Annotated in this window: 30 protein-coding genes and 1 pseudogene; 9 read left to right on the top strand and 22 right to left on the bottom strand. The window is 71.3% G+C overall.

From position 1 onward, the window contains the following. Positions 1-265: 265 nt before the first annotated feature. Both F1D61_RS26990 and F1D61_RS26985 read right to left on the bottom strand, forming a co-directional pair. Positions 266-757: a DUF192 domain-containing protein gene (locus F1D61_RS26990; RefSeq protein ID WP_203155177.1), complete on the bottom strand. Its 492-nt coding sequence runs from the start codon at positions 755-757 to the stop codon at positions 266-268. 110 nt (positions 758-867) lie between these two features. Continuing rightward, positions 868-1,506 carry a cold-shock protein gene (locus F1D61_RS26985; RefSeq protein WP_246775557.1) on the bottom strand — a complete coding sequence of 213 codons (639 nt, stop codon included), beginning with the start codon at positions 1,504-1,506 and terminating at the stop codon, positions 868-870. 319 nt (positions 1,507-1,825) lie between these two features. Between F1D61_RS26985 and F1D61_RS26980 the strand changes: the two genes are divergently transcribed. Continuing rightward, positions 1,826-2,923: a DUF1624 domain-containing protein gene (locus F1D61_RS26980; RefSeq protein ID WP_203159301.1), complete on the top strand. Its 1,098-nt coding sequence runs from the start codon at positions 1,826-1,828 to the stop codon at positions 2,921-2,923. A gap of 16 nt (positions 2,924-2,939) precedes the next feature. Here F1D61_RS26980 and efp read toward each other — a convergent pair whose 3' ends face one another. Further along, a complete protein-coding gene (gene efp, locus F1D61_RS26975) occupies positions 2,940-3,509 on the bottom strand; it encodes an elongation factor P (protein WP_048427843.1) in 570 nt (189 codons plus the stop codon). Between the two features lie 155 nt (positions 3,510-3,664). On the opposite strand from efp, the pseudogene epmA reads away from it, so the two are divergent. The 5 genes and pseudogenes from epmA (at position 3,665) to F1D61_RS26950 (ending at position 7,979) form a co-directional block, all read left to right on the top strand. Beyond that, a pseudogene (gene epmA / locus F1D61_RS26970) lies at positions 3,665-4,716 on the top strand (EF-P lysine aminoacylase EpmA). After that, positions 4,713-5,786 carry a lysine-2,3-aminomutase-like protein gene (locus tag F1D61_RS26965; protein ID WP_203155176.1) on the top strand — a complete coding sequence of 358 codons (1,074 nt, stop codon included), beginning with the start codon at positions 4,713-4,715 and terminating at the stop codon, positions 5,784-5,786. Before epmA ends, F1D61_RS26965 begins: the two are co-directional and overlap by 4 nt. Continuing rightward, entirely contained in the window at positions 5,762-6,379 is a 618-nt protein-coding gene (locus F1D61_RS26960) for a glutathione S-transferase family protein (RefSeq protein WP_203155175.1), read from the top strand. The genes F1D61_RS26965 and F1D61_RS26960 overlap by 25 nt, the downstream gene beginning before the upstream one ends. 81 nt (positions 6,380-6,460) lie before the next feature. Then, positions 6,461-7,165 (top strand): ribonuclease activity regulator RraA, encoded by a 705-nt coding sequence (locus F1D61_RS26955; RefSeq protein WP_203155174.1) that lies wholly within the window; start codon positions 6,461-6,463, stop codon positions 7,163-7,165. A gap of 25 nt (positions 7,166-7,190) precedes the next feature. After that, positions 7,191-7,979 (top strand): YdcF family protein, encoded by a 789-nt coding sequence (locus F1D61_RS26950; RefSeq protein WP_203155173.1) that lies wholly within the window; start codon positions 7,191-7,193, stop codon positions 7,977-7,979. Here the strand turns inward: F1D61_RS26950 and F1D61_RS26945 are convergent. The 4 genes from F1D61_RS26945 to F1D61_RS26930 all read right to left on the bottom strand — a co-directional run bounded on the left by F1D61_RS26945 (position 7,949) and on the right by F1D61_RS26930 (position 9,728). Continuing rightward, complete coding sequence (locus F1D61_RS26945) at positions 7,949-8,248, bottom strand: DUF3253 domain-containing protein (protein WP_203155172.1); 300 nt, start codon at positions 8,246-8,248, stop codon at positions 7,949-7,951. The genes F1D61_RS26950 and F1D61_RS26945 overlap by 31 nt on opposite strands. Beyond that, positions 8,238-8,942 (bottom strand): DUF599 domain-containing protein, encoded by a 705-nt coding sequence (locus F1D61_RS26940; RefSeq protein ID WP_203155171.1) that lies wholly within the window; start codon positions 8,940-8,942, stop codon positions 8,238-8,240. The genes F1D61_RS26945 and F1D61_RS26940 overlap by 11 nt, the downstream gene beginning before the upstream one ends. Positions 8,943-8,953: 11 nt before the next feature. Then, complete coding sequence (locus F1D61_RS26935) at positions 8,954-9,247, bottom strand: acylphosphatase (RefSeq protein WP_432443180.1); 294 nt, start codon at positions 9,245-9,247, stop codon at positions 8,954-8,956. A gap of 73 nt (positions 9,248-9,320) precedes the next feature. Next, positions 9,321-9,728, bottom strand: coding sequence for a hypothetical protein (locus F1D61_RS26930; protein ID WP_203155169.1), 408 nt, complete (start codon positions 9,726-9,728; stop codon positions 9,321-9,323). Between the two features lie 190 nt (positions 9,729-9,918). On the opposite strand from F1D61_RS26930, the gene F1D61_RS26925 reads away from it, so the two are divergent. The 3 genes from F1D61_RS26925 to F1D61_RS26915 are packed head-to-tail and all read left to right on the top strand — an operon-like array spanning position 9,919 to position 13,191. Continuing rightward, positions 9,919-10,245, top strand: a complete 327-nt coding sequence (locus F1D61_RS26925; protein ID WP_203155168.1) for a hypothetical protein — start codon at positions 9,919-9,921, stop codon at positions 10,243-10,245. Further along, positions 10,232-12,193, top strand: coding sequence for an AAA family ATPase (locus F1D61_RS26920; RefSeq protein WP_246775556.1), 1,962 nt, complete (start codon positions 10,232-10,234; stop codon positions 12,191-12,193). Before F1D61_RS26925 ends, F1D61_RS26920 begins: the two co-directional genes overlap by 14 nt. Further along, complete coding sequence (locus F1D61_RS26915) at positions 12,190-13,191, top strand: hypothetical protein (protein WP_203155167.1); 1,002 nt, start codon at positions 12,190-12,192, stop codon at positions 13,189-13,191. The genes F1D61_RS26920 and F1D61_RS26915 overlap by 4 nt, the downstream gene beginning before the upstream one ends. A gap of 158 nt (positions 13,192-13,349) precedes the next feature. On the opposite strand, the gene F1D61_RS26910 is transcribed toward F1D61_RS26915, so the two are convergent. The 15 genes from F1D61_RS26910 to flgF form a co-directional block, all read right to left on the bottom strand. Then, positions 13,350-13,799 carry a hypothetical protein gene (locus F1D61_RS26910; RefSeq protein WP_203155166.1) on the bottom strand — a complete coding sequence of 150 codons (450 nt, stop codon included), beginning with the start codon at positions 13,797-13,799 and terminating at the stop codon, positions 13,350-13,352. After that, positions 13,796-14,131 carry a flagellar protein FlgN gene (locus F1D61_RS26905; RefSeq protein ID WP_203155165.1) on the bottom strand — a complete coding sequence of 112 codons (336 nt, stop codon included), beginning with the start codon at positions 14,129-14,131 and terminating at the stop codon, positions 13,796-13,798. Before F1D61_RS26905 ends, F1D61_RS26910 begins: the two co-directional genes overlap by 4 nt. Positions 14,132-14,136: 5 nt before the next feature. Beyond that, positions 14,137-14,610, bottom strand: coding sequence for a rod-binding protein (locus F1D61_RS26900; protein WP_203155164.1), 474 nt, complete (start codon positions 14,608-14,610; stop codon positions 14,137-14,139). A gap of 52 nt (positions 14,611-14,662) precedes the next feature. Continuing rightward, positions 14,663-15,091, bottom strand: coding sequence for a hypothetical protein (locus tag F1D61_RS26895; protein WP_203155163.1), 429 nt, complete (start codon positions 15,089-15,091; stop codon positions 14,663-14,665). After that, on the bottom strand, positions 15,091-15,846 hold the full coding sequence (gene fliR, locus F1D61_RS26890; RefSeq protein WP_246775555.1) for a flagellar biosynthesis protein FliR: 756 nt from the start codon (positions 15,844-15,846) through the stop codon (positions 15,091-15,093). Before fliR ends, F1D61_RS26895 begins: the two co-directional genes overlap by 1 nt. After that, a complete protein-coding gene (gene flhA / locus F1D61_RS26885) occupies positions 15,843-17,930 on the bottom strand; it encodes a flagellar biosynthesis protein FlhA (RefSeq protein WP_203155162.1) in 2,088 nt (695 codons plus the stop codon). The genes fliR and flhA overlap by 4 nt, the downstream gene beginning before the upstream one ends. Positions 17,931-18,156: 226 nt before the next feature. Next, positions 18,157-18,426: a flagellar biosynthetic protein FliQ gene (locus tag F1D61_RS26880; RefSeq protein WP_203155161.1), complete on the bottom strand. Its 270-nt coding sequence runs from the start codon at positions 18,424-18,426 to the stop codon at positions 18,157-18,159. Between the two features lie 39 nt (positions 18,427-18,465). Continuing rightward, positions 18,466-18,888: a flagellar hook assembly protein FlgD gene (flgD, locus tag F1D61_RS26875; protein WP_203155160.1), complete on the bottom strand. Its 423-nt coding sequence runs from the start codon at positions 18,886-18,888 to the stop codon at positions 18,466-18,468. Continuing rightward, a complete protein-coding gene (gene flbT / locus F1D61_RS26870; RefSeq protein ID WP_203159298.1) occupies positions 18,889-19,428 on the bottom strand; it encodes a flagellar biosynthesis repressor FlbT in 540 nt (179 codons plus the stop codon). Between the two features lie 8 nt (positions 19,429-19,436). Beyond that, positions 19,437-19,784 (bottom strand): flagellar biosynthesis regulator FlaF, encoded by a 348-nt coding sequence (gene flaF, locus F1D61_RS26865; RefSeq protein ID WP_203155159.1) that lies wholly within the window; start codon positions 19,782-19,784, stop codon positions 19,437-19,439. An 85-nt stretch (positions 19,785-19,869) separates the two neighbouring features. Next, positions 19,870-20,910, bottom strand: coding sequence for a flagellar hook-associated family protein (locus tag F1D61_RS26860; protein ID WP_246775553.1), 1,041 nt, complete (start codon positions 20,908-20,910; stop codon positions 19,870-19,872). Positions 20,911-20,950: 40 nt separating this feature from the next. Further along, positions 20,951-22,390, bottom strand: a complete 1,440-nt coding sequence (gene flgK / locus F1D61_RS26855; RefSeq protein WP_203155158.1) for a flagellar hook-associated protein FlgK — start codon at positions 22,388-22,390, stop codon at positions 20,951-20,953. 80 nt (positions 22,391-22,470) lie between these two features. Then, positions 22,471-23,754 carry a flagellar hook protein FlgE gene (locus tag F1D61_RS26850; RefSeq protein ID WP_203155157.1) on the bottom strand — a complete coding sequence of 428 codons (1,284 nt, stop codon included), beginning with the start codon at positions 23,752-23,754 and terminating at the stop codon, positions 22,471-22,473. A 152-nt stretch (positions 23,755-23,906) separates the two neighbouring features. Next, positions 23,907-25,235 (bottom strand): flagellar protein export ATPase FliI, encoded by a 1,329-nt coding sequence (fliI, locus tag F1D61_RS26845; protein ID WP_203155156.1) that lies wholly within the window; start codon positions 25,233-25,235, stop codon positions 23,907-23,909. Between the two features lie 2 nt (positions 25,236-25,237). Continuing rightward, the gene (gene flgF, locus F1D61_RS26840) at positions 25,238-25,966 is read right to left on the bottom strand and encodes a flagellar basal-body rod protein FlgF (protein WP_203155155.1); all 729 of its coding nucleotides are present in this window, start codon (positions 25,964-25,966) and stop codon (positions 25,238-25,240) included. Between the last annotated feature and the right edge of the window lie 5 nt (positions 25,967-25,971).

Raw genomic sequence — 25,971 nt, 5'->3', positions numbered from 1 at the left:
GGTTCCGACACAGACATGACAATGGCCTCGATTCGGCCGGCCATGTCTCTCCCAGCCTCGACCTCATCCTGAGGTGTTAGTCGATCAAAGATCGACTGACCTCGAAGGAGGGCTCCAGAAGCCTCTGTGATCCTTGGAGCCTTCCTTCGAGGCTCCCTTCGGTCGCACCTCAGGATGAGGTCGCGGGTGGGAAGGGTGGGGCCTCACGAGTGAACGAACCAGCCTCCGCGTCACCGGGCAAGCCTCCAGCGCCGCGAGCCCCTCGTCAGCGCTTGCGGAACAGCGGGTGCTCGACCCTGTCGCCCGGATGCAGTCCGAGGCGCGCGGCGGTGCCGGCATTGAGCTCGAGCACGCCGAGCACCGGCTCGCCGGAGGTGATGGTGCGGGTCGAGAGCGGCTCGGTATCGGCGGCGATGCGCGCCACCGTGCCGTCAGCGCGGATGAACAGCATGTCGAGCGGCAGGTAGGTGTTCTTCATCCACATCGCGACCGGCTCGGTGCGTTCGAAATCGAACAGCATGCCGCGGTCGGGCGCCATGGAACGGCGGAACATGAGCCCCTGGGCGCGCCCGGCATCGTCGCGCATCACCTCGACCTGGAAGGTGTGGCGGCCGGTGCGGGAGGCGATGGTCAGCGGCTCGAACGGGCCGTCGGCGAGGACGGCCGACGGCAGCAGCAGAAGGACGAGCGCGGCGAGGAGCCGGCGGGGGAAGGCGAGCGGGGAGGCGGCCCGGGGCCGTGCGAAGCGGAGCGACATGAGGCTGAGCTAGCGCATTCCGCGGCGAAAGGGATGGGGGCTCCGCCGGTGGAAACACAGGCGAATCGAAAATGCCGCGCCACGCCGGAGGCCCGGCGGCGCCTGGGCTCTCAATGCGACGAGGGCGGTCCCGCTCCGACGCTCGCCTCGGTCAGGAGGCGCACCTCCGCGGCCATCAGGCCCTTCGAACCGTCGCCGTAGCGCACCATGACGTATTCGCCGGGCTTCAGCTCGGCGATGCCGTAGCGCCGCAGGGTCTCCATGTGGACGAAGATGTCCGGCGTGCCGTCGCCGCGGCTGAGGAAGCCGAAGCCGCGCAGGCGGTTGAACCACTTCACGACCGCGGTTTCGAGCCCGCTGGTCGGCACCACGGTGACGTGGGTGCGCGGCATCGGCAGCTCGGCCGGATGGGTCGCCGTCGACTGGTCGAGGGAGATCACCCGGAAGGCCTGCCAGCCGCGGGGGCGCTGCACCGCCTCGACGACGATCCGCGCGCCCTCGCTGGCGCTCTGGTGCCCGTCGCGGCGCAGGCAGGTCACGTGGAGCAGCACGTCGGCCGCGCCGCTATCCGGCACGATGAAGCCGAAGCCCTTCGCCACGTCGAACCACTTGATGCGGCCGCTGACCTCGACGAGTTCGGTCGGGCGTTCCACCGTCGTGTCGAGCCCGGGCCGGGTGTCGCGCGCGCCGTCGCCGAACGCACCTGCTGGCCGTTCCCAGGCGTGGCCTGAACCGAACTCGTCCGACATCGTAAGCAACCCACTCGAATCGCGTCGCGCGCTTCACCGGCAGATTAACAAAGTCATGACTCCGGGGAAGCCCAAATCGGCCGAGTTGAGACGCCGAAGGGGTGATGTCCTCGCCGGATTCGCCCGGCCGGCGGGCATCCTGCAATCCGGGGAGGCAATCCCCGGGGGAGGTGCGCAGGGATTGCGGCATCGACGCAAGGTGCGGGTCCGATATCGCGCCCTTTTGTCGCAGTATCGGTCCGAAATGCCGACCGTGCCGCGGCTCGGCTATGAGGACGCCGGCAACGGCCGATTCGGAGACGCCGCGATTCAGACCTCGATTCCCTCCGCCCCGCCCCCTCCCGCCGTACCGGTCCGGCGCCTCGCCGTGATCGACCTCGCCCGCGGCGTCGCGCTCCTGTCGATGGCGCTCTACCATCTCACCTGGGATCTCGGCTTCCTGCGGCTGACGCCCGAGAACGCCGCCCTGTCGCCGATCGGGCGGGCGGCGGCGCACGGCATCGCCGGCAGCTTCCTGGTACTGGTCGGGGTGAGCCTCGTCCTGGCGCGGGGACGGACTTCGCAGGTGCGCTCCGGTACCGGGTTCAGGTCTGCCCTCGCGACCATCCCAAGATCCGGATGGCAATTCTCGCGTCTCGCGTTCGGTCTCGTCCGGCCCGAGGGTCGACACGCCGGGTGGTGGTCCGCCTACATTGCTCGCCTCGGGCGCATCGCCCTAGCGGCCGCCGTCATCTCGCTCGCGACCTTCTTCCTGTTCCCCGATTCGTGGATCTTCTTCGGCATCCTGCACTGCATCGCCCTGTCGAGCGTGCTGGCGCTGCCGGCGCTCGTGGCGCCGCTGCCGCTGGTCGGGCTCGCCGCCGCGCTGGTCTTCGCCGGGCCGACGCTCGTCGGCCTCGCGGGCGCCCCGGCCGTCCTCGACGCGCCGGGGCTGTTCTTCCTCGGGCTCGGCGCAACCGTGCCGACGACGAACGATTACGTGCCGCTCTTTCCGTGGTTCGGCTTCGTGCTGGCGGGGGTGGCGCTCGGTCGCCTCGGCCTGCCGCGACTGGCGGCCTCGGCCCTCGGACGATGGGCGCCGCGCGATCCGGTCGGGCGGCTCGCCACAGGAGCCGGGCGGCACAGCCTCGCGGTCTATCTCGTGCACCAGCCCCTGCTGCTCGGGCTGCTCTACGGCGTCGCGGCGGTGACCGGGCCGCATCCGCGGGCGGGACAGGCGCAGTTCCTGCGCGAGTACCGGGACAATTGCGCCGAGGCCGGCGGCACCGAGGCGGCCTGCCGGGTGGCGGCGCGCTGCGTGCTGGTGCGCCTGCGCGACGAGGGCCTGTGGCGGGCCGGCGGTGATTTCACGGATCAGGAGCAGGCCCGGGCGATCGCGGTGTCCCGGACCTGCTTCAGGGAGGCGGGCGGGGGTTGAGCCCCGCCCGAACTCATCAATCCTTGGCGCGCTCGACGTAGGAGCCGTCCGCCGTCATGACGACGATGCGGGTGCCGGTGCCGATATGCGGCGGCACCAGGGTGCGCACGCCATTCGAAAGCGTGGCGGGCTTGTAGGACGAGGAGGCGGTCTGGCCCTTGGTGACCGGCTCGGTGTCGGTCACCTCGAGGGTGACGCGCTGGGGCAGTTCGAGCGCCAGCGGCACGCCGTTATGGGTCGAGAGCATCACCGCCATGCCCTCCTGCAGGTAGGGGGCCATGTCGCCGATCACGTCCTCCGGCACGGCGAGCTGCTCGTAGGATTCCGGGTTCATGAAGTGGAACCCCTCGCCGTCGCTGTACAGGAAGGTGTGCTCCCGGTCCTCGACATAGGCGCGCTCGACCTGCTCGGTGGTGCGGTAGCGCTCCGAGACCTTCACGCCGTCGGTGATCCGGCGCATGTCGAGCTGGGTGACCGGGGTGCCCTTGCCGGGATGGATGTTCTCGGCGGAGAGGATCACATAGAGCCGGCCGTCCTTGTCGACGACGTTGCCCTTGCGGAGTGAGCTGGCGATGACCTTCGGCACGGGGCGAATCCTGGACTGGAAGCGTTGACAGAAAGCGGCGGCGTCCGCCAAGCCGCGGGCGTCGCGCGCCGCGCCGGCAGAGGATGCCTTCGGCCCGCCCTATCGCATCTCACGCGCGACCGCCAGTCGCCCGCCACCCGATCGATGTTCTCACCATGATTGCTGCCTCGCCCTGGTGGGCCCCCATGTCCATGCCGACCGCCGGCCGCGGCTGATGGCCCGCAACCGCATCGCCGCCGCCCTGCGGGCGTGGTTCTCGGCCTCCGACTTCGTCGAGGTCGAGGCCGCGGTTCTCCAGGTCTCGCCCGGCAACGAGGCGCATCTCTCGGCCTTTTCCACCACGGCGATCGGGCCGGACGGGGCGGAACACCCGCTCCATCTCCACACCTCGCCGGAATTCGCCTGCAAGAAACTCCTGGCGGCAGGCGAGCCGCGGCTGTTCAGTCTCGGGCCGGTCTATCGCAACCGCGAGCGCGGGGCGCTGCACCACCCGGAATTCACCATGCTCGAATGGTACCGCGCGGGAGAGACCTACGACAGCCTGATGCGGGACTGCGCCGCTTTCTTACGTCTCGCCGCCGAGACGGCGGGCGCCAAGGTCTTCACCTGGCGCGGGATCGAGGCCGATCCGTTCGCCGAGCCGGAGCGAGTGACCGTCGCGGAGGCGTTCCGGCGCCATGCCGGCATCGACCTCCTGGCGACGGTGGCGCCGGATGCGAGCACCGACCGGGCGGGTCTCGCAGCAGCATTGCACCAGGCCGGCATCCGCACCGCGCCCGACGACACCTGGGCCGACCTGTTCAGCCGGGTAATGGTCGAGCGCGTCGAGCCGGCCCTCGGCCGCGGCCGGGCGACGATCCTGTGCGAGTACCCGATCCCGGAAGCGGCCCTCGCCCGGCCGAGCCCGGCCGATCCGCGGGTGGCGGAGCGGTTCGAACTCTATGCGTGCGGCGTCGAGCTCGCCAATGCGTTTGGCGAACTGACCGATCCGGCCGAGCAGCGCCGGCGTTTCGCCGCCGAGATGGACGAGAAGGAGCGCGTCTACGGCGAGCGCTACCCCCTCGACGAGGACTTCCTGAGCGCGCTTGGGCAGATGCCGGAGGCGAGCGGCATCGCGCTCGGCTTCGACCGGCTCGTGATGCTGGCGACCGGCGCCCGCCGGATCGAGGACGTGATCTGGACGCCCGTTGCCGAGTATTCTCGGTGAGCGGGGCGATCCGCAACGCGGGCGATCTCGCGGCGCGCGGGCTGGTGCCGGCCGACCGGCTGCCGGCCCTCGAACGGGTGGCGGCGCGCTACGCGGTCTCGATCACCCCGGAGGTGGCCGGGCTGATCGGCGACCCCGACGACGGCATCGGCCGGCAATTCGTGCCCCGCGCCGAGGAACTGGTGACCGCGCCCGAGGAGCGGGCCGATCCGATCGGCGACGAGGCCCATGCCCCCGTCCCCGGCATCGTCCACCGCTATCCCGACCGGGTGCTCCTCAAGCCCCTCCATGTCTGCCCGGTCTACTGCCGCTTCTGCTTCCGCCGCGAGGTGGTCGGGCCGGACGGGCAGGGCAGCCTCACCGAGGCCGAACTCGACGCGGCTCTCGCCTACATCGCCGCCCGGCCGCAGATCTGGGAGGTGGTGGTGACCGGGGGCGATCCCCTGGTGCTCTCGCCCCGGCGCCTCGGCCGCATCGCCGCTTCGCTCAAGGATATCCCCCATGTCCGGGTGCTGCGGCTCCATACCCGGGTGCCGGTGGTCGATCCGGCCCGGGTCGATGCCGCGCTGATCGCGGCGCTCAAATCGTTCGAGGGCGCGGTGTTCGTGGCGCTCCACGCCAACCACCCGCGGGAATTCTCCGACGACGCCCGCGGGGCGATCGCCCGGCTCATTGATGCCGGCATTCCGATGGTGAGCCAGTCGGTGCTGCTCGCCGGCATCAACGACGATCCCGACACGCTCTGCGCCCTGATGCGGGCCTTCGTCGAGAACCGGATCAAGCCCTATTACCTGCATCACGGCGACCTCGCCCCCGGCACCGGGCACCTGCGCACCACCCTCGATCACGGCCGGGACCTGATGCGTGCCATGCGCGGCCGGCTGTCCGGGCTGGCGCAGCCGACCTACGTCCTCGACATCCCGGGCGGATACGGCAAGGTGCCGGTGGGCCCAAACTACCTGGCGGGGGGCGAAGCGGGCTGGACCGTCACCGACCCGACGGGCGCGACCCACGCCTACCCGCCCAAGACGGAGGAGGAGACGCCATGCGCAGGCTCTGGGGACGGCTGAGTTCCGTCAACGTGCAGAAGGCGGTGTGGGGCCTCGAGGAACTGGGCCTCCCTTGCGAGCGGGTCGAGGCCGGCGGTGCCTTCGGTCGGGTGCGGGATCCGGATTACGTCGCCCTCAACCCCAACAGCCTCGTGCCGGTCCTGGAGGAGGACGGCTTCGTCCTCTGGGAATCGAACGCGATCCTGCGCTACCTCGCCCGCGGCCACGGTCTCGGCGGGCTGTGGCCGGAGCATCCCCAGGCCGCGGCGCTCGTCGACCAGTGGCTCGACTGGCAGGCCTCCCGCTTCACGCCCGCGACCCGGGACGCGTTCTGGCAGACCGTACGCACCCCGGCCGACCAGCGCGACCAGGCGACCATCGATCGCTCGGTGGCGGCCTCGGAGGAATGCGCGGCGATCCTCGACGGGCACCTGATGGGCCGCGCCTACGCGGTCGGCGACCATTTCACCGCCGCCGACATCGCGCTCGGCGCCGCCGCCCATCGCTGGCTCCACCTCGACGTGCCGCGCATCGAGCGGCCGGCCCTGCGGGCGTGGTACGAGCGCATCCGGGCCAGGCCCGCGGCGGACGTGGCGCTGCCGCCCCTGAGCTGAGCCATGCGCCCACGACGTGGCCGGCGCCTCCCGGATCGGCTACGTCTCGACCCGTCCCTGTCCCCACGCCCCGAAGGCCCGATGCCGCTCGACAAGACGCTCCTCGACGCCCTGCAGGCCGTCACCACCGCCACCCTCACCACGGTGCTCCTGAAGAAGGGCATCCGCCGCTGCTGGATGCGCGGGCCGATGCCGCGCTTCGCCGCCGGCCAGCGGATCGTCGGCCCGGCCTTCACCCTGCGCTTCGTGCCGGCCCGCGAGGACCTGGCGACGCCCGAATCCTGGTCGAGCCCGACCTCGACCCGCGCGGCGATCGAGGCGATGCCCGAGGGCTGCATCGCGGTGGTCGACGCGATGGGGGTGCAGGATGCCGGCATCTTCGGCGACATCCTGTGCGCCCGGATGAAGAAGCGCGGCGTCGCGGCGCTGATCACCGACGGCGTCGTGCGCGACGGCGAGGGGGTGGACGGCACCGGCCTGCCGGTCTGGTGCTCGGGCGTCGCGGCGCCGGCCTCGGTGTCGGGCCTCACCTTCGTCGGCTGGGGCGAGCCGATCGGCTGCGGCGGCGTCGCGGTCTATCCCGACGACATCGTGGTGGCGGATGGCGACGGCGCGGTGCTGATCCCGGCGGCGCTCGCCGAGGAGGTGGCGCTCGCCGCCGTCGAGCAGGAGCGCCTGGAGCTCTGGATCATGCGCGAGGTCGACAAGGGCCTCCCCCTGCCGGGCCTCTACCCGCCGAACGCCGAGACCCGCGCCCGCTACGAGGCGGAGACGAACAAGGGCTGATCACCGCCCGGCCGGGACGATCCCGGTGTTCTTCGTACTCTCGAAGGTGCTGTGGTTCCTCACGGCACCGTCGAACCTGCTCCTGCTCCTGGTTCTCGCCGGGGCGGGACTCAGCCTGCGCTGGCGGCGCCTCGGCCTCGGGCTCGCCGTCGTCGCCGGCCTCACCCTGCTCGTCGGCGGCGTCTCGCCGCTGGCCTCCCTGGTCTTCGGCCCGCTCGAGAACCGTTTTTCGGCGTTTCGCGACGACGGCATGCCGGTGACCGGCATCGTGGTGCTCGGCGGCGCGGTCGAGACCGGGCTGTCGACGGCCCGCGGCCAGCTCGTCGTCAACGATGCCGGCGAGCGCATGATCGCGCTCGGCGACCTCGCCCGCCGCTATCCTGAGGCCACGCTGGTCTTCGCCGGCGGCTCCGGCCGGCTCACCGGCGACGGCGCGGTGTCGGAATCGGCGGTTCTTCGCCGTCACGCCGCCTCCCTCGGCGTCGCGCCCGAGCGGATCACCTACGACGAGCGCTCCCGCAACACCCACGAGAACGCGACCTTCAGCGCCGAACTGGTCAAGCCGAAAGCGGGCGAGCGCTGGCTCCTCGTCACCTCGGCCTGGCACATGCCGCGGGCGATGGGCTGCTTCCGGCGCGCCGGCTTCACGGTCACGGCCTACCCGGTCGATTACCGCACCGGTCCGGGTGCCGGCGGGCTTCACGCGACGGCCGGGGACGGCCTGTTCGAGCTTGACGTCGCGGTGCGCGAATGGGTCGGCCTCGTGGCCTACCGGGCCTCGGGTTATACGGAGTCGGTGTTTCCGGGGCCTTGATCCGCGTCACGCGGCAACGACAACCGGTAGACCCCGCGAAAATCGTCCGGGTCGGCCACCACCTTGCCCTTGCGCAGGATCGCGATGCGGCCCTGCTTCATCAGCCGCACCGCCTGGCGCCGGACCGGCTGCATCAGCGGGCCCCAGCCGTCCGGGTGGGGGCCGCCGAGCGCCCGGGCGACCTCGGAGGGGCAGACGGTCTTGTCGGCCCCGCGATCGGTGACGAGGCGCACCAGGGTGAGTTCGATCTCGTAATCGTCAGGGATCATCGTAATCCTGCAGGGCCCGGCGGGCATCGGAGGCGAATTGGCGCTGCCACATCACGGTGAGCACCATCGCGGTGGTGGCGAACAGCACGTAAGCGCTGACGAACCACCCGAGATAGGCCAGCGCGAAGAAGAACGCACGCTGGCCGCGGTTGAAATGGCCGCCCGCCACCACGTTCATCGCCGCCGCCCGCCGCGCCGCCCGCTCGATCCGGACCGGGTCGCCCTCGCGGGGCGGCACCGCGCCGATCAGGATGGCGCCGTAATTGAACAGACGGTAGGCCCAGGCGAACTTGAAGAAGGCGTAGACGAAGATCAGGGCGAGGCCCGCCACCTTGATCTCCCACACCGCCCGGGTCATCGGCGCGCCGAAGGGCAGGGTGGAGAACAGCGTCAGGGCGTCGTCGGCGGAGCGCGACAGGGTGAGCGCGCTTCCCAAGGCGATCAGCGCCGTCGAGGCGAAGAAGGCGGTGCCGTTCTGGAGCGAGGCGTTGATGGTGGTGTCGACCACCCGGTTCTCGCGCACGATCTGTTGGTCGGCCCAGGCGTGCCGATAGCGGTTCATCATGCCGTTGAGGCTGCGCTTGCCGCCCGACAGGTGCTCGACCGCGTAGGAATAGCCCCACCACGCCGAGAGGAAGCAGACGAGGGCCGTCAGGTCGAGGAGCGAGAAGCTGCTCCCGAGATCCGGATGCATGCCGGGCTCCGTCAGGCGGTCGGCAGGATCTGCACGCCGCGCGTGACGGACGGGCTCGCCGCCTCCCGCTCGCCGACCGTCAGCTCCTCCACCCGCGCCCCGGGCGGGCCCTGGCGGCAGGCCTCGATCACCGCGGCGACGGCGTCCGCCGGCCCGGCGAGGTGGGCCTCCACGCTGCCGTCGTGCCGGTTGCGCACGGTGCCCGACAGGCCGCGCGCCTCCGCCACGCCCTTGGTCCAGGCCCGGTAGCCGACGCCCTGGACCCGGCCCCGAACGATGATCTCCACGCTGCGGTGCCCGCTCACGACAACCCACTCCCGCCACATGCCGTCGGGGCGGGGTCTAGAGCATTTCCCGGCGCCAGGGGAGAGTCGTTCGTCAGGCGCTCGCCGCCACCAAGGGACGGGGCGCGAACCGCGAGCGCCGTGCAGGCGCCCGGACGCGCACGAGATCGGCGAGCGGCACGAAGGCGTCCGGCGCCGCGCCGCCGACCCGGGTGCCGAAGCCCAGCGCGAAGGAAAGGGTGAGCTTGCGGTCCGGCGCGATGCCGAACATGTCGAGGGCGGCGGTGAACGCCTCGCGGAAGCTGCGCACGCCGCACCAGCTCTTCTCCGAGAGGTGGAGCGGCCATTCCCAGTACCCGTCCGGCCGCCGGGCGTTCAGGGTGCCGCGGTCGATGAAGTAGCCGGTCTGCCGATGCTCGAGGCCGTCCGCGTGGAGGCGCCAGTCCCGGTTCTCGAACAGCGGGGCGGACACGGCCGCGTCGTCCAGAAGGGTGGTGTCCATGCGGGTCTCCCAGGGTTCCGCTGCGACGCCGCGCCGCCTCCCGGATCGGCCCGCCGCATGGAACATTTAAGGAACACTGGGCTGATTTGCACAGGTCGTCAACAGGGATCGACGAAGATTTCTCGACCGCCCGTGCGTTGCCAAAGCCCGGTCCGGATGCCACCTGAATCCGGTGATAACGGGGAGACAGATGGAGCGCAGCCGCAAAGGGCAGGACGCGGGTCCGCGGGACTCGAGCCCCGATCTCGAGGCCCTGCGCCGTCTCGAGGCGTTGCAGCCGGCCTATGAGCGACTGCGCGCCGACCGGATCCGGGCCGAGAGCGACGTCGAGCGCCTGACCGCGGAACTCGCCGCCGCCCGGGCCCAGGCCCGGGAGGAGCTGGGCACCGACGACGAGGCCGAGATCCGCCGGATGATCGAGGAGGCGCGGGCCGAGAATGCCCGCCGGGTTGAGGCCTTCGCGCAATCCCTGCGCGCGGTCCAGGACCGCCTCGACACCCTCGATGCGGGCCGCTGAGACGCCCGTGAATCCCGCCGAGATCCAGGACGCGCTGACCCGCGCCGACCGCTTGCTCGCCCGCCTCGAGGCGACCCGCGACGGCGACCGCAAGACGCTCGAGGCGAGGACCAGGGCGGTGGCCGCCGCCAAGGGCCGGCTCGCGCAGCGCGACGCGGTCGATACCTACCTGCGCGAGTTGCAGCAGGACGCCAACCGGCGCAGCGTCGCGACCTTCGAGACCCTGCTCACCGCCCTCGTCCAGGAGGTGCTGCCCGGCGAGAAGCCGGTGCGGCTCGACCTCACCACCGAGCGCGGCCTGCCGGCGCTGGATATCGGGGTCGAGCGCCCGGATGGCGGGCGCGAGGACGTGCTGGAGGACAATGGCGGCGCGATGACCAACGTGGTCGGCATGGCTTTGCGCCTGATCGCGGTGGTCAAGGCCGGCGTCGGCCGCTTCCTCGCCCTCGACGAGGCCGATTGCTGGATCGCGCCGGACCGCGTCCCGGCCTTCTACCGGGTGCTCGACGACGGCGCCGCCCGGCTCGGGGTGCAGTGCCTGGCGATCTCCCACCACGACGTGGCCGGGTTCGATGCCGGCCTCACCGTCAGCCGGATCGCCGGCCGGCCCGAGACCGGGGTCGCGATCGAGGGACCTGTGGCGGCCTGCGCCGCCGAGTGGTCCCCCGACAGGCCGGGCTTCCGCTTCATCCGCCTCATCGACGTCCAGGGCTTCGCCGACGCGACCCTGCCGCTCGCGCCCGGGGTCAACGCGCTGGTCGGGCCGAACAATCACGGCAAGTCGACGGTCATCCGCGCCCTGCGCGCGGTATTCTACGGCGAGGTGCGCGACAGCCTGGTGCGGGCCGGCGCCGCCGCGGCGCGGGTCGAGATCGGCGTCGCCGGGGGGCGGGTACTCCGCTACGTCCGTCAGCCGAAGCGCACGCCGGTCAACCTGTGGTCGCTGCACGAGGCCGACGGGACGCTGGTGCAGGAGAACGGCACCACCTTCGAGACCGGCGGGCGCGACGTGCCGGCGTGGGTCGAGCGGCTGTTCGGCATCACCCGGGTCGAGGAACTGGACGTCCACGTCGCGCACCAGAAATTTCCGGTCTTTCTCCTCGGCGAGAAGCCGGCCCGACGCTCGGCGGTGCTGTCGATCGGCCGCGAGGCCGGGCTGATCCGCGACATGCAGGCGCTCCAGCGCGAGCGCGTCACCGAGGACCAGCGCACGATCCGCGAGGGCGAGCGCGAGATCGCCCGCCTGCGCGAGAGCCTGTCCGCACTCGACGGGCTCGATGCCCTGGCGGCGACGCTGCGCGGCCTGCACGAAGAGGCCGGCCGGCTCGCCGGGGACGCCGCGACCCTGCGCGACCGCGTCGCCCTGGCCGAGCGGCTCGCCCGCGCCTCCCGCCTCGCGACCGGCGCCGCCGCCCGCGCCCGCGCCTTGGCGGACCTGCCGGGGCCGGAGATCGGGGCCGATCTCGGCCGTCGTCTCGCCGAGGCGCGCAACCGTGAGGCCCTGGGCCGTCGGGTGCTGGTCGCCGCCGCCGGTCTCGCCTCGGCGCGGGGGAGGGTTGCCGCCTTGTCCGGCCTGCCGCCGGACGCACCGGTCCCGCGGGACACGGCGCAGGCCGCCACCCATGCCACGCGCCTGCGCCGCCTGACGACCGGTCTCGCGGCGGCACGGGCGCGGGACGACGCCCTGCGCGACCTGCCGGCGCTCCCTGCGCCGGTGCTTCGGCCCGAGGCCGCGGTGACGGGACGGCGCCTCGCCGAGATCCGGCGGCGCCTCGCCGAGGCGGAGGCGCGGGAACGGGCGGCCCATGACGGCCTCGCGGCGGCGGAGGCCGAGATGGCGGAGGTGCTGGCCTCGACCGGCGGGCGCTGCCCTGCCTGCGGCACGCCGGCCGCGCCCGCCTCCCTCCTCACCGGCCACCGCCACGCGACCCCGGGAGAGGTGGCATGATCCTCGGCCGCGAGCGGCTCGACGCCGCGCCGGTGCGTTGCGCCGGACTCCTGATCATCGGCGATCCGCATGTCTCGTCGCGCCGCCCCGGCCGGCGCAAGGACCCGGACTGGCCGGCGCCGATCCTCGCCAAGCTCGAGCATTGCGTCGCGCTCGCCAACGACCGCGACCTCGCGCCCGTGCTCCTCGGCGACCTGTTCGAGCGGCCGGTGGAGCCGGACGAGAGCCTGAAGTCGCGCCTGATCCGCATCCTCAAGGGGTTTCGGCACCGGCCGCTCGCCAATGTCGGCAACCACGACATCCGCCATACCCGCCTGTCGGACGGCGACAGCTTGGCGATGCTGGCGGTGAGCGACGTCCTCGATGCGGTGCCCGAATCGGGCCCGGCGGCGCATTACCGGCTGGACGGGCGCCTGATCGGGCTCGGCGCCACGCCGTTCGGGCAGGCGATTCCAACGGCGGCGCACGGGCTGTTTCCGGAGGCCGACCATGTCGTCTGGCTCACCCACCACGACCTCGCCTTCGGGGCGGGCTATCCCGGGGCGGTGCCGCCGGAGGCGATCCAGGGCTGTGCGCTGGCGCTGAACGGCCACGTCCACAAGCGCCACGCACCCGTGCGGATCGGCGACACGCTGTGGGTCAATCCCGGCAACATCACCCGCGGCTCGGTCGACCTGATCGCCCACGTCCCGGCCGTCTTCGTGCTGTCGGGCGACCTCTCGCTCGCCGAGGAGCGCCTGCCCCACACCGTCGACGTGTTCGACCTCACCGGCCGCCAGGTCGCCGCCGATGCCTCGCCCGAGGCGATCGGCCGGATCGAGAGCGCCTTCGTGTCCCTGCTCCAGGCCGAGACCACCACCGACCTCGCGCGCAGCGACGACGGCGCCCTGATCCGCGAGGAGATCGAGGCGAAGTTTTCTCGCGACGAGACCCCGGAGCCGGTGCGGGCGGCGATCCGCTCGCTGGTCGAGGCGGCGGTGGCGAAACGGGGTGGTTGAGGACTCGCTGTCGTCTCTGGGAATTTATCTTGAAAATCCTGCTCGTTCCGCATCGTCGGCGGTGATCGATCCCGGGTTCTCGTCTTCGACGAGCCCCGGGATGGTGTCGAGAGACGACGAAAAGAGATGCACGATCTGGGACTGCGCTTTGTTGTCCTCTACGAGCGCACTTCCCGCTTCGCAACGAAATTGATCTCGTCCACCAGCACGTCCTTGACGACATCGCCGCCCAGGCGCTCGTTCACCTTGGCCCGCACCTCGGCGAGCCGCTTGGTGATGTCGTATTTCGCCAGTTTGCGGAAATCGAGGGCCGGGTCGGAGTAGATCTGGCGGAAGGCCTCGTCGACCACGAAGGAATTGGGCGGCACCGGCAGGGTGTGCATCAGCTTCGCGTCGGCGGTGAAGACCAGCACGGCGATGACGTAGCCCTGGACCTTGCCATCGGCGATCATCGGGATGTTGATCGGCGCGAGCTTCTGGTATTGCAGGCCCTCGAGATAGGGCTCGCCCTTCTTGTCGGAGAAGATGCCGCCGCCGAAGGTCACCGCGCCGTAGCAGGAGGCGATGGTGACGGCGCAGATCCACAGGCCGGTGATCAGGATCTTCATGACCGGAGGCTCGTCCGCGCGCTGTAGGTGCCGTCCGACTCGGCGGCGAGCGCCGCCTGGGCCAGGGTGTCGTCGATCTCCTCCAGCGCGCGCAGGTGCAGGGCGACGACCTGCTGGTTGCGGGCGAGCTTGTCGCGCAGGCGCGCGAGGTGGATCGCCGTGGTGGCGTCGAGGCCGGTGGGATCGAGGCCGCGGGTGAGACGGGTGAGTTCGAGGAGCCCCTGGCTCTTGCGGCGGTTGAGGCCGTCGATGTCGGCCGGCAGGCGGGCCTCCAACGCCTCGGTCTCCTCCTCGACGACCGCCTCGAGCCGCTTGATGCAGGCGAGCAGCATGGCCGTCACACCTTGGCCGCGGGATTGGCGGCATCCACCGCCGGCGCGGCGGGGGCGGCCGGATGGGACGCGTTGAGCATCTTGGCGATGCCGATGCCGCCGGCCTTGGCAATCTGGGTGCCGATCTGCTCGGCCAGCATCGATTTCCAGATGCCGCCGGCATTGCCCTTGCCGTACACCGTCTCGGACTTCTCCGGCATCATCGCCTCGACGAATTGCTGCATCACCAGCCCCTCGAACTTCTTGTAGGGGTCGCTGCCGGCGCCGGTCAGCGCGGTCTGGTTCTGCAGGCTGAGGAGGGAGCCGCGGGCATCGAGCGGCATGTGGGTCGAGAGGCCGGCATCGCGCGCCGCATCTGCGAAGGCGGTGGCACCGGCGCTGCCGGGCTGCGACAGCTTGGCGGCGGCCTCCTGGAACCGCGCCGGATCGGCGGCCCGGGCCACGTCGAGCACGATGTCGGAGGGCGGTGAGATGCTCATCGGCGGCTCGAATCAGGATCGGTTACGTCAACAGGATCTTAACGGCCCTGGCTTACGGGAGGCTTGCGTCGGGACGGCCGGCTTGCGCCGAGTGCCGCGCCACCTGGGCATCGAGCCGTTCGAGGTCGTCGCGCTTGTCCGCCTCGCGGCGGTGATCGTCGGCCCGGCGCTCGACCAGGGATTCGGCGCGCTTCTGGGCAAGGCCGCGCTCGCGCACCGCGTCGGCTTGCGCCGCGGCCTCCGCCTCGAGCGCGGTGGCCTGTGCCGCCAGACCGCGCAGCCGCTTGGCCGTGGCCTCCAGCAGCATCGGGCCGTGCTCGGAGGAGGCGAGCGCCGCCAGCAGCCGCACCCGGTCGGCTTCGATCTCGGAGACGCGCTCGCGGGTCGCCGCCAGCTCGATCTCGGCTGCGCGGCGCATCTGCTCCTGCACGGTGACGAGGCGCTTGGCCCGCTTGAGCCGGTCGCCGGTGCCGGACGCCATCAGCCGCGCACCAGCCAGGCCGCGTAGCCGGTGAGGAACTGCGTCATGAACTCGCCCGCGAGATAGTAGAGCATGAGAAGGCCACCGAACATCACGAACGGCGTGGCGACGAAGTAGACCGGGATCGTCGGCGTGAGCTTGTTGACGAAGCCTGCCGCCAGGTTGACCATGATGGCGTAGAGGATGAACGGCGCGACGATGCGCAGGCCGAGCATGAAGGCGGCGGTGACCTGGTCGACGATCCGGGTCAGCATCAGCTGGCTGCCGAGCCCCTCGCCGGGCGGGATGCGGGAATAGGATTCGACGAGGCCGCGAAACAATTCCCAGTGCAGGTCGGCGGCGAAGATGATCGCGACCGCGGTGAGCAGGATCAGCCCCTCCACCGCCGGCACCGGGTCGATGCCCTCGATCGGCGAGCCGGGCATGCCGCCGAAGCCGACCATGGTCGAGGCCGCGTTCATCACCGTCTCCAGCACCAGAATGAACACCCGGCCGAGAAAGCCGATCATCAGACCCGTCAGGGTCTCGCTGACGATCCAGGCGAGCGTCTGCATCGGCACCTGGCCGGCCAGCCGCGTCTCGAATTGCGGCACGATCAGCGGGGCGATGGCGAGCGAGACGGCGCCGGCGATGAGGAGCCGGACCTGCTGCGGTACCCGCGGGCTCGAAAAACCCGGCACCACCAGGAGACAGCCGCCGACCCGGCAGAAGATCAGGAAGACGGCGAGGAAGCTGTCCGGCCCGATCCTGGTCACGAGACCGTGCCCAGCGACTTGATCTCGACGCCCCGGGCGATCTCGAGATGCGACAGCACCGGCAGGGTCGGGAAGATCCGCTCGATGATCATCCGCACGTAGGGCCGGGCGTCGGGCGCGGTGACGAGGGCGAAGCCGTGGACCTCCTTCATCCGCGAGCGGATCGCCTCAGAGGCCTCGGTGCCGAACTGCTCGACGAGGCGCGGGTCGATGTCGAACTCCACCACCTCGCCCTTGGCGTCGCGCTTCAGGCTCTGGTGGAACGACAGGTCCCAGCTGGCCCCCAGCCGCAGCACGTTGAGCACGCCGTTCTCGGCGAGGTCGCCGCAGATCTGCTGCGCCATCCGCATCCGGACGTGCTCGGCGATCTGCTCGGCCCGGCGCGCATGCGGGGTGATCTCGGCCACCGCCTCCAGGATCAGGTGCAGGTTGCGGATCGAGACCCGCTCAGCGAGCAGCAGCTTCAGCACCGCCTGGAGGCCCGAATAGGAGATCTGCGACGGGCAGATCTCGTCGAGCAGGCGCTTGTATTCGGGGTCGAGCCGGTCGAGGAGGGCGCGCATGTCCTTGTAGGACAGGAATTGCGGCAGATTGTTGCGGATCACCTCGGAGAGGTGGGTGAGCAGCACCGAGGCGCCGTCGATCGGCTCGAAGCCGCCGCGGCGCACCTCCGCGGCGTAGGAATCCATCACCCACAACGCCTTCAGGCCGAAGGCGGGCTCGCGCACCTCGTCGCTCGGCACGTCGGGCTTCGGCCCGTCGCCGACCACCACCAGCATCTCGCCGGGGCGCAGCTCCTGGCTCGCCGCCACGGTGCCGTGGATCAGGATCTGGTAGCTCTTCGGCGGCAAAGCGAGGTTGTCCGAGACCTTGATGTCCGGCACCACGAAGCCGTACTGGCGGGCGAACTTGCGCCGCATCTTGGCGACCCGGTGACCGAGCTCTGCCTGCGAGGCCTGGATCTGCGAGCCGACCTGGCGGCCGAGGCTGAGCTCGATCTCCGGGGTCTTGAGCGATTCCTTGACCGAGTCCTTCTCCTTGGCATCCGCCTGCTTCACCGCCTCCTCGACCCGCGCCTTCGCCTCGGCGGCGGCGGCCTGGGCCTGGAGGCGGCGGGGAATCGTCCGGGCGATGAAGAACAGGAGCCCGCTCAGCGCCATGAAGGGCAGGAAGGGCAGGCCCGGCACCAGGGCGAACACGCCCATCATCGCCGCCGCCACCAGCAGCGCGCGGGGATAGGCGCCGAGCTGTCCGATCACCGCCTGCTCGGCAGTGCCCCGCGTGCCGCCCTTGGAGACGAGGAGGCCGGCGGCGAGCGAGACGATCAGCGCCGGGATCTGCGAGACCAGGCCGTCGCCGACCGAGAGCTTGGTGAAGATGTCGGCGGCGGTGCCGAGCGGCAGGCCGTGCCGCGTGGTCCCGATGATGATGCCGCCGAAGACGTTGACCGCGATGATGATGAGCGAGGCCACCGCCTCGCCGCGGACGAATTTCGAGGCGCCGTCCATCGAGCCGAAGAACGCGCTCTCCTCCTCCAGCTCCCGGCGCCGGCGCTGCGCCTCCTTGTCGTCGATGAGCCCGGCATTGAGATCGGCGTCGATCGCCATCTGCTTGCCGGGGATCGCGTCGAGGGTGAAGCGGGCGCCCACTTCCGCGATCCGGGTCGCGCCCTTGGTGATGACCAGGAAGTTGACGGTGATCAGGATCAGGAAGACCACGATCCCGATCACGAAGTCGCCGCTCATCACGAACTGCGAGAAGCCCTGGATGACGTGGCCGGCGGCGTCCACGCCCTTCTGGCCGTTGGCCAGGATCAGCCGGGTCGTCGCGATGCCGAGCGCCAGGCGCAGCAGCGTGGCGATCAGCAGGACGGTCGGGAAGGCCGAGAATTCGAGCGGCTTCTGGATCCAGAGCGCCACCATCAGGATCAGCACCGACAGGGCGATCGAGAAGGCGAGCCCGACATCGATGAGCAATGCCGGGACCGGCAGGAACAGCACCGCCAGGATCGCCACGATGCCGGCCGCGAAGCCGAAATCCCGCCGCGACTTGCGCTCGATTGCCGGAGCCGCGCCCACCGCCATGATCCCACCATCCTCCGCGAAGGCTCTTCGCCGGCGGGTGTGCCACGGCTAGCTTGCGTGGGGGTTGGGGAGGGGAGGTTGGTTACCGGGGTCGGCCGGGGGGCTCCGGTCCGTCCGTTCCATCTGCTTGGAAGGTTGCAGATCTTCCATCGTCATTCCGCGCTCCGCTCGCGCGGCCCCGGAATGACTCGGAGGGTGTCGACTTGTGTGGAGCGAACCGAAAGAATTATTGAAAGCCCGTCGCGATCCGCCCGTAGGCGGCCTCCGCGAAGGCGTTGATCTGGCCGCCGATGAAGGTGCCGGTGACCAGCAGGACGAGCAGGATCACCACGATCTTCGGCACGAAGGTCAGGGTGACCTCCTGGATCTGGGTGAGCGCCTGCAACAGGGCCACCGCGATGCCGACCAGCATCGCGGCGCCGACCGCGGGGCCCGCGGCGACGATCACGGTCCAGATCGCGGCGCGGACGAGTTCGAGGGCGTCGACCTCGTTCATGACAAATCTCCGAAGCGTCGGGCGTCCTGGCCCGGCACCTTACTGGATCGTGACGCCGGAGGTCAGCAGCACGTCCTGGCCGCTGGTCAGGCGCGCCAGCGCCCCGTCGCTCGTCACCCGCACCGACTGGACGATGCCGGTCTGGGTGCCGTCGGCCGAGGTGAGGGTGCGGCCGATCACCGTGTCGGCCTGGTCGAGGAAGCTCGAGGCGAGCAGCGAGTCGAGCTTCGAATTGGTCTTCGTCGCCTGCTCGACCTGCGAGAAGGTGGCGAGCTGACCGACATAGGCGGTCGAGTCCATCGGCTTCGTCGGATCCTGGTTCTTCAGCTGCGCCATCAGCAGCGTCAGGAAGGTGTCCGAATTCATCTGGGCGGCGAACGAGCTGCCGGCCTTGGCGGCGGCGGCGGTCGCGGAACTGCCCGTGGCGGCGGTGGCGCTGGTGGTGCTGGGGACGGTCGTCATTCAGGCCTCCGGGTCGCGGGCGGGCAGGGCGGCGTGGGCGGAGCGGCGGCTGGTCGCGGGCGGGCGCACGATCGGACGTTCGCGGGGCCGGTCGGGGGTACGGGTGCGGCGGGCGAGCGCGGTCAGGGCCGGCACCGGCGCCGGCCCGGCGGGCGTATCCCCGGCTTTCATCAGGGCGGCTTCGAGGGGATAGAGCCCGCGGATCAGCTTGAGGGCCTCGAACAGCCGCCCGCCCTCGACGAAGGCGTGGGCGGCCTCCAACCCGTCGCGCAGGACCGCCTCGCCGGTCGTCGCCAGCAGGCCGTCGCGCAGGCCGTCGTACAGCACCCGCGCCGAGGCCGCCTGGCTGGGATCGATCAGCATGGTCTGGGCGGCGAAATAGAGCTGACGCAGGGGCGTCGTCGCGGCCTCCGCCTGGAGCACGTGGCTCTCCAGCAGGAAGGTCGCGTCGTTCATGAGTTCGATCGCCACCTTGCGGTCGACCCGCAGCACGGCGCCGTTGATGTAGATCCGTTCACCGGCTCGCAGCGACAGGCGCATGGTTCCGCTCACCTCAGGCCGTCGCGGATCGAGGTGTTCACCTCGATCAGGGCGGAAAGGCTGCGCTCGGGCGAGCGCAGGACCTCGCCCGCCTCCTGCATGGTCCAGGCGCCGATCGACACGAGGTCGTCGCGAAGCGCCGGGGGCAGGGCGTTCTCGGGCGCCAGGAGGTCGGCGATCAGGATGTTCCACAGGTCCTGCACGAAGCCGACCGCGGCGGTCCGCTCCGGCCCGGCAAGGCCGCGGGCCTCGACGTCGCGCAGCTGGGCGAGCGCCCGGTCGAAGGCGGCGCGCTCGCGCTCGCGGCCGACCTCCGGGGCGTCCTCCAGGATCTCGGAATAGGAAAAGCGGTACATCGAGCCGATGCCTCGTCGGTCTGGTGTCTACGCGTCTGGATGGAGTCGCAAGGAATGCGTCGCGCGGGGCGGCGGAATCGCCGGATTACGAGAGGAATTTCAGGAGCGACAGCTGCTGGATCTGCGCGGTGAGCGAGTAGGACATCTGGAGCTGGGTCTGGGCGGCGTCGAGCCGCGCCTTGGCCTCGACCGGATCGACGGCTTCGAGGCGGTTGATCTCCTTCTGGAACAGGGTTCCTTGCGCATCGAGCCGGGTATTGGCGTCGGTGATCCGCGACTGGCTGCGGCCGAGATCGGCCTGGAGCGAGACGAGCCCCGCGCTGGCCTGGCTGAGGAGGCCCATAGCCCGGTCGGAGACGACGGCCTGGGCGTCGGCCGAGAGGCCGGTGAGGCCCATCCCCGACACGATGGCGGCTTGCGCGAGCTGGCGGAACGCCGTCCCGTTGGCCGAGACCGAGGTGGTCACGGTCTCGCTCAGCGAGATCCGGCTGGTCACGGCCGTGCTCGAGGCCTGCGACCAGGTATTGCCCCAGTTCGGGTCGGCGAACTGAGCCGCGATCGTGCCGTCGAGGAAGGTCTTCACCTGCGTCGCCGTCAGGGTCGAGGCCCGGGGGTCGCTCGGCGGGAAGCCGAAGGCGGTCTGGAACGCCGCCGCCGCGGCGGCCTGGGCATTCGCCACCGCCCCGTCCTTGATCGGGCTGACGCCGGTATTGATGCCGGAGAACAGCGTCTGCCCGCTCGCCGCGGAGTTGAGGAGGCTCGTCAGCGACGCGAGGGTGTCGCCGGCCGAGGCCGCCATCGCGGCGACGCGCTTGTCGGAGGTCAGCCCGGTCAGGGCGGCGAACTGGGTGTCGGCGGATTTCTGCAGTTGCTGCAGGATGTTCTGGGTCGCGCCAAGGCGCAGGGCCGTGACCCCGTTGCCGTCCTTGAGGGCGGCGATCTCCGCCGCGCTCTGGCGCAGGGAGAGGCTGCGGCTCACCTGGCCGCCCAGCGCCAGGCCGACATCGGCGTAGCGCAGGGTGGCGATCTCCTTGGCCGCGTCGGCGACGTCGGACTGGAGCCGGCCGATGGCGGTGCGGGGGGCGTTCCACAGGCCGAGGCTGGAGATGTAGCTGGTGGTCATCATGGCGGGCAGGCTCTGTCTTGCGGGGGATCGCCGGGACGCCTCACCGGATCGCGGTCAGGAGGGTCTGCAGCAGGTCGTCCACCATGGTGAGGATCTTGGCCGAGGCCGTGTAGGAGCGCTGCAGCTGCAGCATCTGGGCGGTCTCGTCGTCGCCGTTGACGCCGACGGCGTTCGACAGGGCGTCGCTGGCCCGGCCGAGCAGGGTCTTCTGGTAATCGGCCTCCCCCGAGGCGGCCTTGCGGGTCGCTTCGAGCCAGCCGGCGGAATCGGCCGCGAAGCCCGCGAGCGTCGCGGTCTCGTTCAGCGGCGGGCCCGGGGCGAAGCTGCGCGCCGTGGCGAGCCCGTCGACCAGGCCGCGCAGGCGCGTCGCGTAGGCCGCGTCCGTGCCCGGATTGGCCTTGTAGGCGGCGCCGTTCATGCCGCCGTCGCGCAGGGTCGTGACGTCGCCGCCGAGGGTCGGGTCGACGGCGACGTTGAGCGCGATGCTCCCTGCGAGCCCGGCATTCGAGCCCGGCAGGGCACCGCCCGCGCCGGCGGTGAACAGGCCCGCCTTCGGTCCGGCGGCGCCGGTTTCCTTGAAGGTGTCGATCAGGGCGCCGGCGATGGCGTCGAGCTGGTTCCCGTAGGTGACCGTGCTCTCGTCGCGCAACGTGGCGAGGCCGGCGAGCCGCCCGCTCGACAGCCGCATCGGCGAGGCGGCTCCCGTGACCGGCACGCCGTCGATCGTCACGGCCGATCCGACCGTGCCGGCCGAGAAGGCGGCCGTCGGGGTGAGGCTCACCGTCCGGGCGCCCCGGTCGAACAGCGTCACGCCGCTGTCGGTGTAGATCGCCATGTCGCCGCCGGGACGGTCGGAGACGGAGATGCCGATCTCGGCCGAGAGCTGCGACACGATGCGGTCGCGGGTGTCGAGGCTGTCGCTGACGTCCTGGCCGCTCGCGGTGCCGCGCATCACCGCCCGGTTGGCGATGTCGAACTGCCCGAGCAGGTCGTTGATCCGCGCGACCGAGTCCGTCATGCCCCGGTCGGCCTCGGCGCGGGCATTCTGCACCGCCGCCGCCGCGCTGTTGAGGCTGGTCGCGAGATCGCGGGCGCTCTCGACCGCCGTCCGGGCGAGCCCGGCATCGTCGGGGCGGTTGGCGGCGGCCTGGAGCGCCGCGTTGAGGGCCCCGAGCCGCGCCGCCGGCGAGCCCGCGTCGCTGGTGTCGCCGACCGTCTGCGACAACCTGGTGAGGCCGTCGAGCAGGGCCTGGCTCTCGGAGGCCGCCGAGGCCGCCGAGAGCTTGCGGGTGAACAGGGCCGAATCGCTCGCGCGGGTGACCACGACCGTGGTCCCGCCCGTCCCGGTCACCAGGCTGACGATCTTGCGCGAATAGCCGGGGTCGTTCGCCCCCGCGGTGTTGCGGGCGGTGGTGGCGATCTGGCTCGACGTGGCGAGGAGCGCCGAGCGTGCCGAATCGAGCGCGAGCGAGAGGCCCATCTGTCAGTTCCGGTTGGCTAGAGCATGGTTCGACGGCGGCGCCCGATCGCGACGCGATCGGGCGCCGCTCTCGTCCGCCGTTACCGCTTCAGGCTCATCAGGGTGTCGAGCATCTCGTTGCCGGTCGTGAACACCTTCGAGTTGGCGGTGAAGGTCGACTGCGACTCGATCATCGCGGTGAGCTCGGTGCTGACGTCGACGTTCGACTGCTCGAGGGAGCCCGACAGGATCTTGCCGCGGCCGCCCTCGTTGGCGAAGCCGACTTGGATCGCGCCGGAATCGACCGTCGGCCGGTAGACGTTGCCGGAGCGCGGCTCGAGGTTGTCGGCGCTCGGCACGGTGGCGACCGGGATCTTGAAGGCCGCAAGGCGCGTGCCGTCGTCGAAATTGGCGTAGACGGTGCCGTCCGCGTCGAACGAGGTGCCGGTCACCGCGGCCGGCGCCTGGCCGTTGGCCTTGCCCGTGATGGCGTAGTCGCCGGCGAGCTGGGTCAGGCCGGAGAGGTCGAAGGTCGTGCTCTGCCCGCCCGGGGTGGTGAGGGTGAGGGATTTCGGACCCGTATAGGTCCCCGAGCCCTTCGCTCCGGTGCCGGTGATCTGGCCCTGCGCATTGAAGCCCAGGGTGGTGCTCGCCAGCGGCGCGATCGTGGCTCCACTCGCGTCGAAGGGCAGCCTCGGGGCGGTGCCGGACGGGGTCGGGGTGGCAGCGCCGTCGTAGAGTGAGACCGTCCAGGTGTTGTCGTTATTCTTCGCCAGGTAGACGTCGACGGTCCGGGCCTTGCCGACGTTGTCGTAGGCCACGACCGAGTACTTCTTCGAGTACTGGTCCGCCCCGGCCGCGGTGGCGTCGACCGGGAGCTTGCCCGACAGGGAGCCGGCGGTGGTCGGCGTCGCCCGGCTGTTGACCGCGGCGAGGCTGATCGGAACCATGTCGGCGACGCCGTTGAGGGTCGTCGAGGGCGTGCCGTTCAGCAGGCTGTAGCCCATCAGGGTCATGCCGGCGGCGTTGGTGTAGGTGTTGGTGGTGGCGTCGATCTTGAAGTTGCCGGCCCGGGTCAGGAGCGGCGCGCCCGTCGGGTCCTTGACGACGAAGAAGCCGTTGCCGTCGATCGCGAGGTCGGACTTCGAGGTCGTGGCGTTGATGGTGCCGCCCTCCGAGACCGCGCGGCGCACCGTCGTCTCGACCGCGCCGGAATTGTAGTTGCCGGTCCCGCTATCGGCGATCAGCAGCGAGGAGAACTCCGTCGAGGCGCGCTTGTAGCCCGTCGTGCTGGAATTCTGGATGTTCTCCGCGACCGTCGAGATGCGGTTGGACTGGGCATTCATGCCCGAGACACCGGAGCGGAGCACGCCGATGAGACTCATTGCGGGACCTCGTTCGTCAAAATGCTTCGAATGGGATGCAGGCGGCACAGGGCTCGCAGGGCCTGGACCCGCAGAGCCGGAACTCGGGACGGACTAGACCCGCGCAGGCTTGCGCGGGGCTTGAAGAGCGGGAGAGGACCGGCCATCGCGCGTCAGCCCCGCAGGCTCTGGGCGAGCTCCAGGAACGCGTCCCGGCTCGGCGGCTGGGTCGGGTCCTGGTGCAGGGCGTCGTAGATCCGCGGCACCAGGCCGATGGCCTGGTCGAGCTCGGCATCGGTCCCGGCCCGGTAGCCGCCCATCAGGCGCAGGTCCCGGGTCTCCTCGAACCGGGCCATCATCGCCCGCAGCTTGCGGATCAGGTCGCGCTGCTCGGGCGTCCAGACCTCGGTGGCGAGCCGCGAGATCGAGCCGAGGAGGTCGACCGCCGGGTAGCGCCCCTGCTCGGCGATGGCCCGGTCGAGGACGACGTGGCCGTCCAGCGTGCCGCGGATGCTGTCGGCGACGGGGTCGTTGTGGTCGTCGCCGTCGACCAGCACCGAGAACACCCCCGTGATGGTGCCGCGCCCCTCCAGGCCCGGGCCCGCCCGCTCGAGCAGGCGCGGCAGGTCGGAGAAGACGCTCGGCGGGTAGCCGCGGGCCACCGCCGGCTCGCCCGCCGCCAGCGCCACGTCGCGGGCGGCATGGGCGTAGCGGGTCACCGAATCGACGATGAGCAGCACCGATTCGCCGCGGTCGCGGAACGCCTCGGCCACCGCGAGCGCCACCTTGGGCGCCTGGCGGCGCATCATCGGGCTCTCGTCGCCGGTCGAGACCACCACCACGGCGCGGTGGCGGCTCGGCGCGAGCGCGCCTTCCAGGAATTCCCGCACCTCGCGGCCGCGTTCGCCCACCAGGGCGACCACGACGCTGTCGAAGCCGTCCGCCCCCGCCAGCATGGCGAGCAGGGTCGACTTGCCGACGCCGGAGCCGGCGAAGATGCCGATGCGCTGGCCGGCGCAGAGGGGCGTGAAGAGGTCGAGCGCCCGGACTCCGGTGCGCAAGGGGGCACGCACCCGGGCGCGGCCGAGGGCCGCCGGCGGGTCGGCGTCGAGGGGGACCGGGCGCTCGCCCGCCTGCAGGGGGCCGGCCCCGTCGATCGGTCGCCCGAGGGCGTCGATGACCCGGCCCTTCCAGCTCGGGTCGGGCCGCAGCTCCGCCGGCCCGAGGCGGCGGGCGATCGTGCCGATCCCGGCCTCGATCCGGCTCTCATAGGCCTTGAGGGTCGCCCCCTCGGCATCGACCCGGACGATCTCGCCGACCTGCGACCGCCCGCCGGTCGAGAAAGCCATCCGGTCGCCGAGGCGCACGAAGGGCGCGACGCCGCCGATCCGGCAGGCGCTCGCGGTCACCTCGCGGATCGGCCCGCCGATCCGCACCAGGGCCCCGTCCTGCCGGGCCGACGCCATCGCCTCGGCGAGGCGCGCGAGGGGGTCGGCGCCCATGCTCAGCTTCCCTGCGGCGAGAGCGCCTTGACGGCGCTCTGGAGCGAGGATTCGGCCTGGCTCGTCGCCGTGGCGGCGCTCTCGAAGGCGCGCTGGATGGTGATGAGCTTGGTCATCTCCATGATCGGGTTGACGTTCGAGCCCTCGACGTAGCCCTGGACGACGCCGATCCGGGTGAAGTCCTGCACCGGCCGCGCGGGCAGGCTGGAGGTCACGGCGTTGCCGGGCGCGCGGGTGAGCGTGCCCTTGTTGTCGAGGGTGAACACGCCGAGGGCCCCGACCTGGTTGGTGCCCTGGTAGATGGTGCCGTCGCGCCCGATCGTCGGCGGGCCCTGCTGCGGGTCGAGGAGGAGCGCCGAGCCGCCCGGATCGAGCACCGGCTGGCCGGTCAGGCTGCGCAGCTGGCCCGTCGCGTCCATCGTCAGGCGGCCGTCGCGGGTATAGACCGGACCGGACGGGCCGCCGACGCTCAGCCACGCATCGCCCTGGATCGCGACGTCGAGGGGCGAATCGGTCTTGGTGATCGGGCCGGAGGCCCGCGAGAGGTAGGTGTCGCCCGAGCCCACGAAGGCGACCGCGCCCTTGGTCGCCTGGGCGAGGAGCGCCGAGAACTTGGTCTCCTCGGCGCGAAAGCCCGCCGTCGCCATGTTGGCGACGTTGTTGGCGGTGGTGGTCAGGCGCTTGTCGAGGGCGACCTGGGCCGACAGGTTGACGTAGAGGCTGTTCTGCATCGTCG

Source organism: Methylobacterium aquaticum (assembly GCF_016804325.1).
In the GTDB taxonomy this organism is placed as follows: Bacteria; Pseudomonadota; Alphaproteobacteria; order Rhizobiales; family Beijerinckiaceae; genus Methylobacterium; species Methylobacterium aquaticum_C.
Note: the sequence above shows the minus strand (reverse complement) of the source record. Positions and strands in the feature narration are given on the sequence as shown.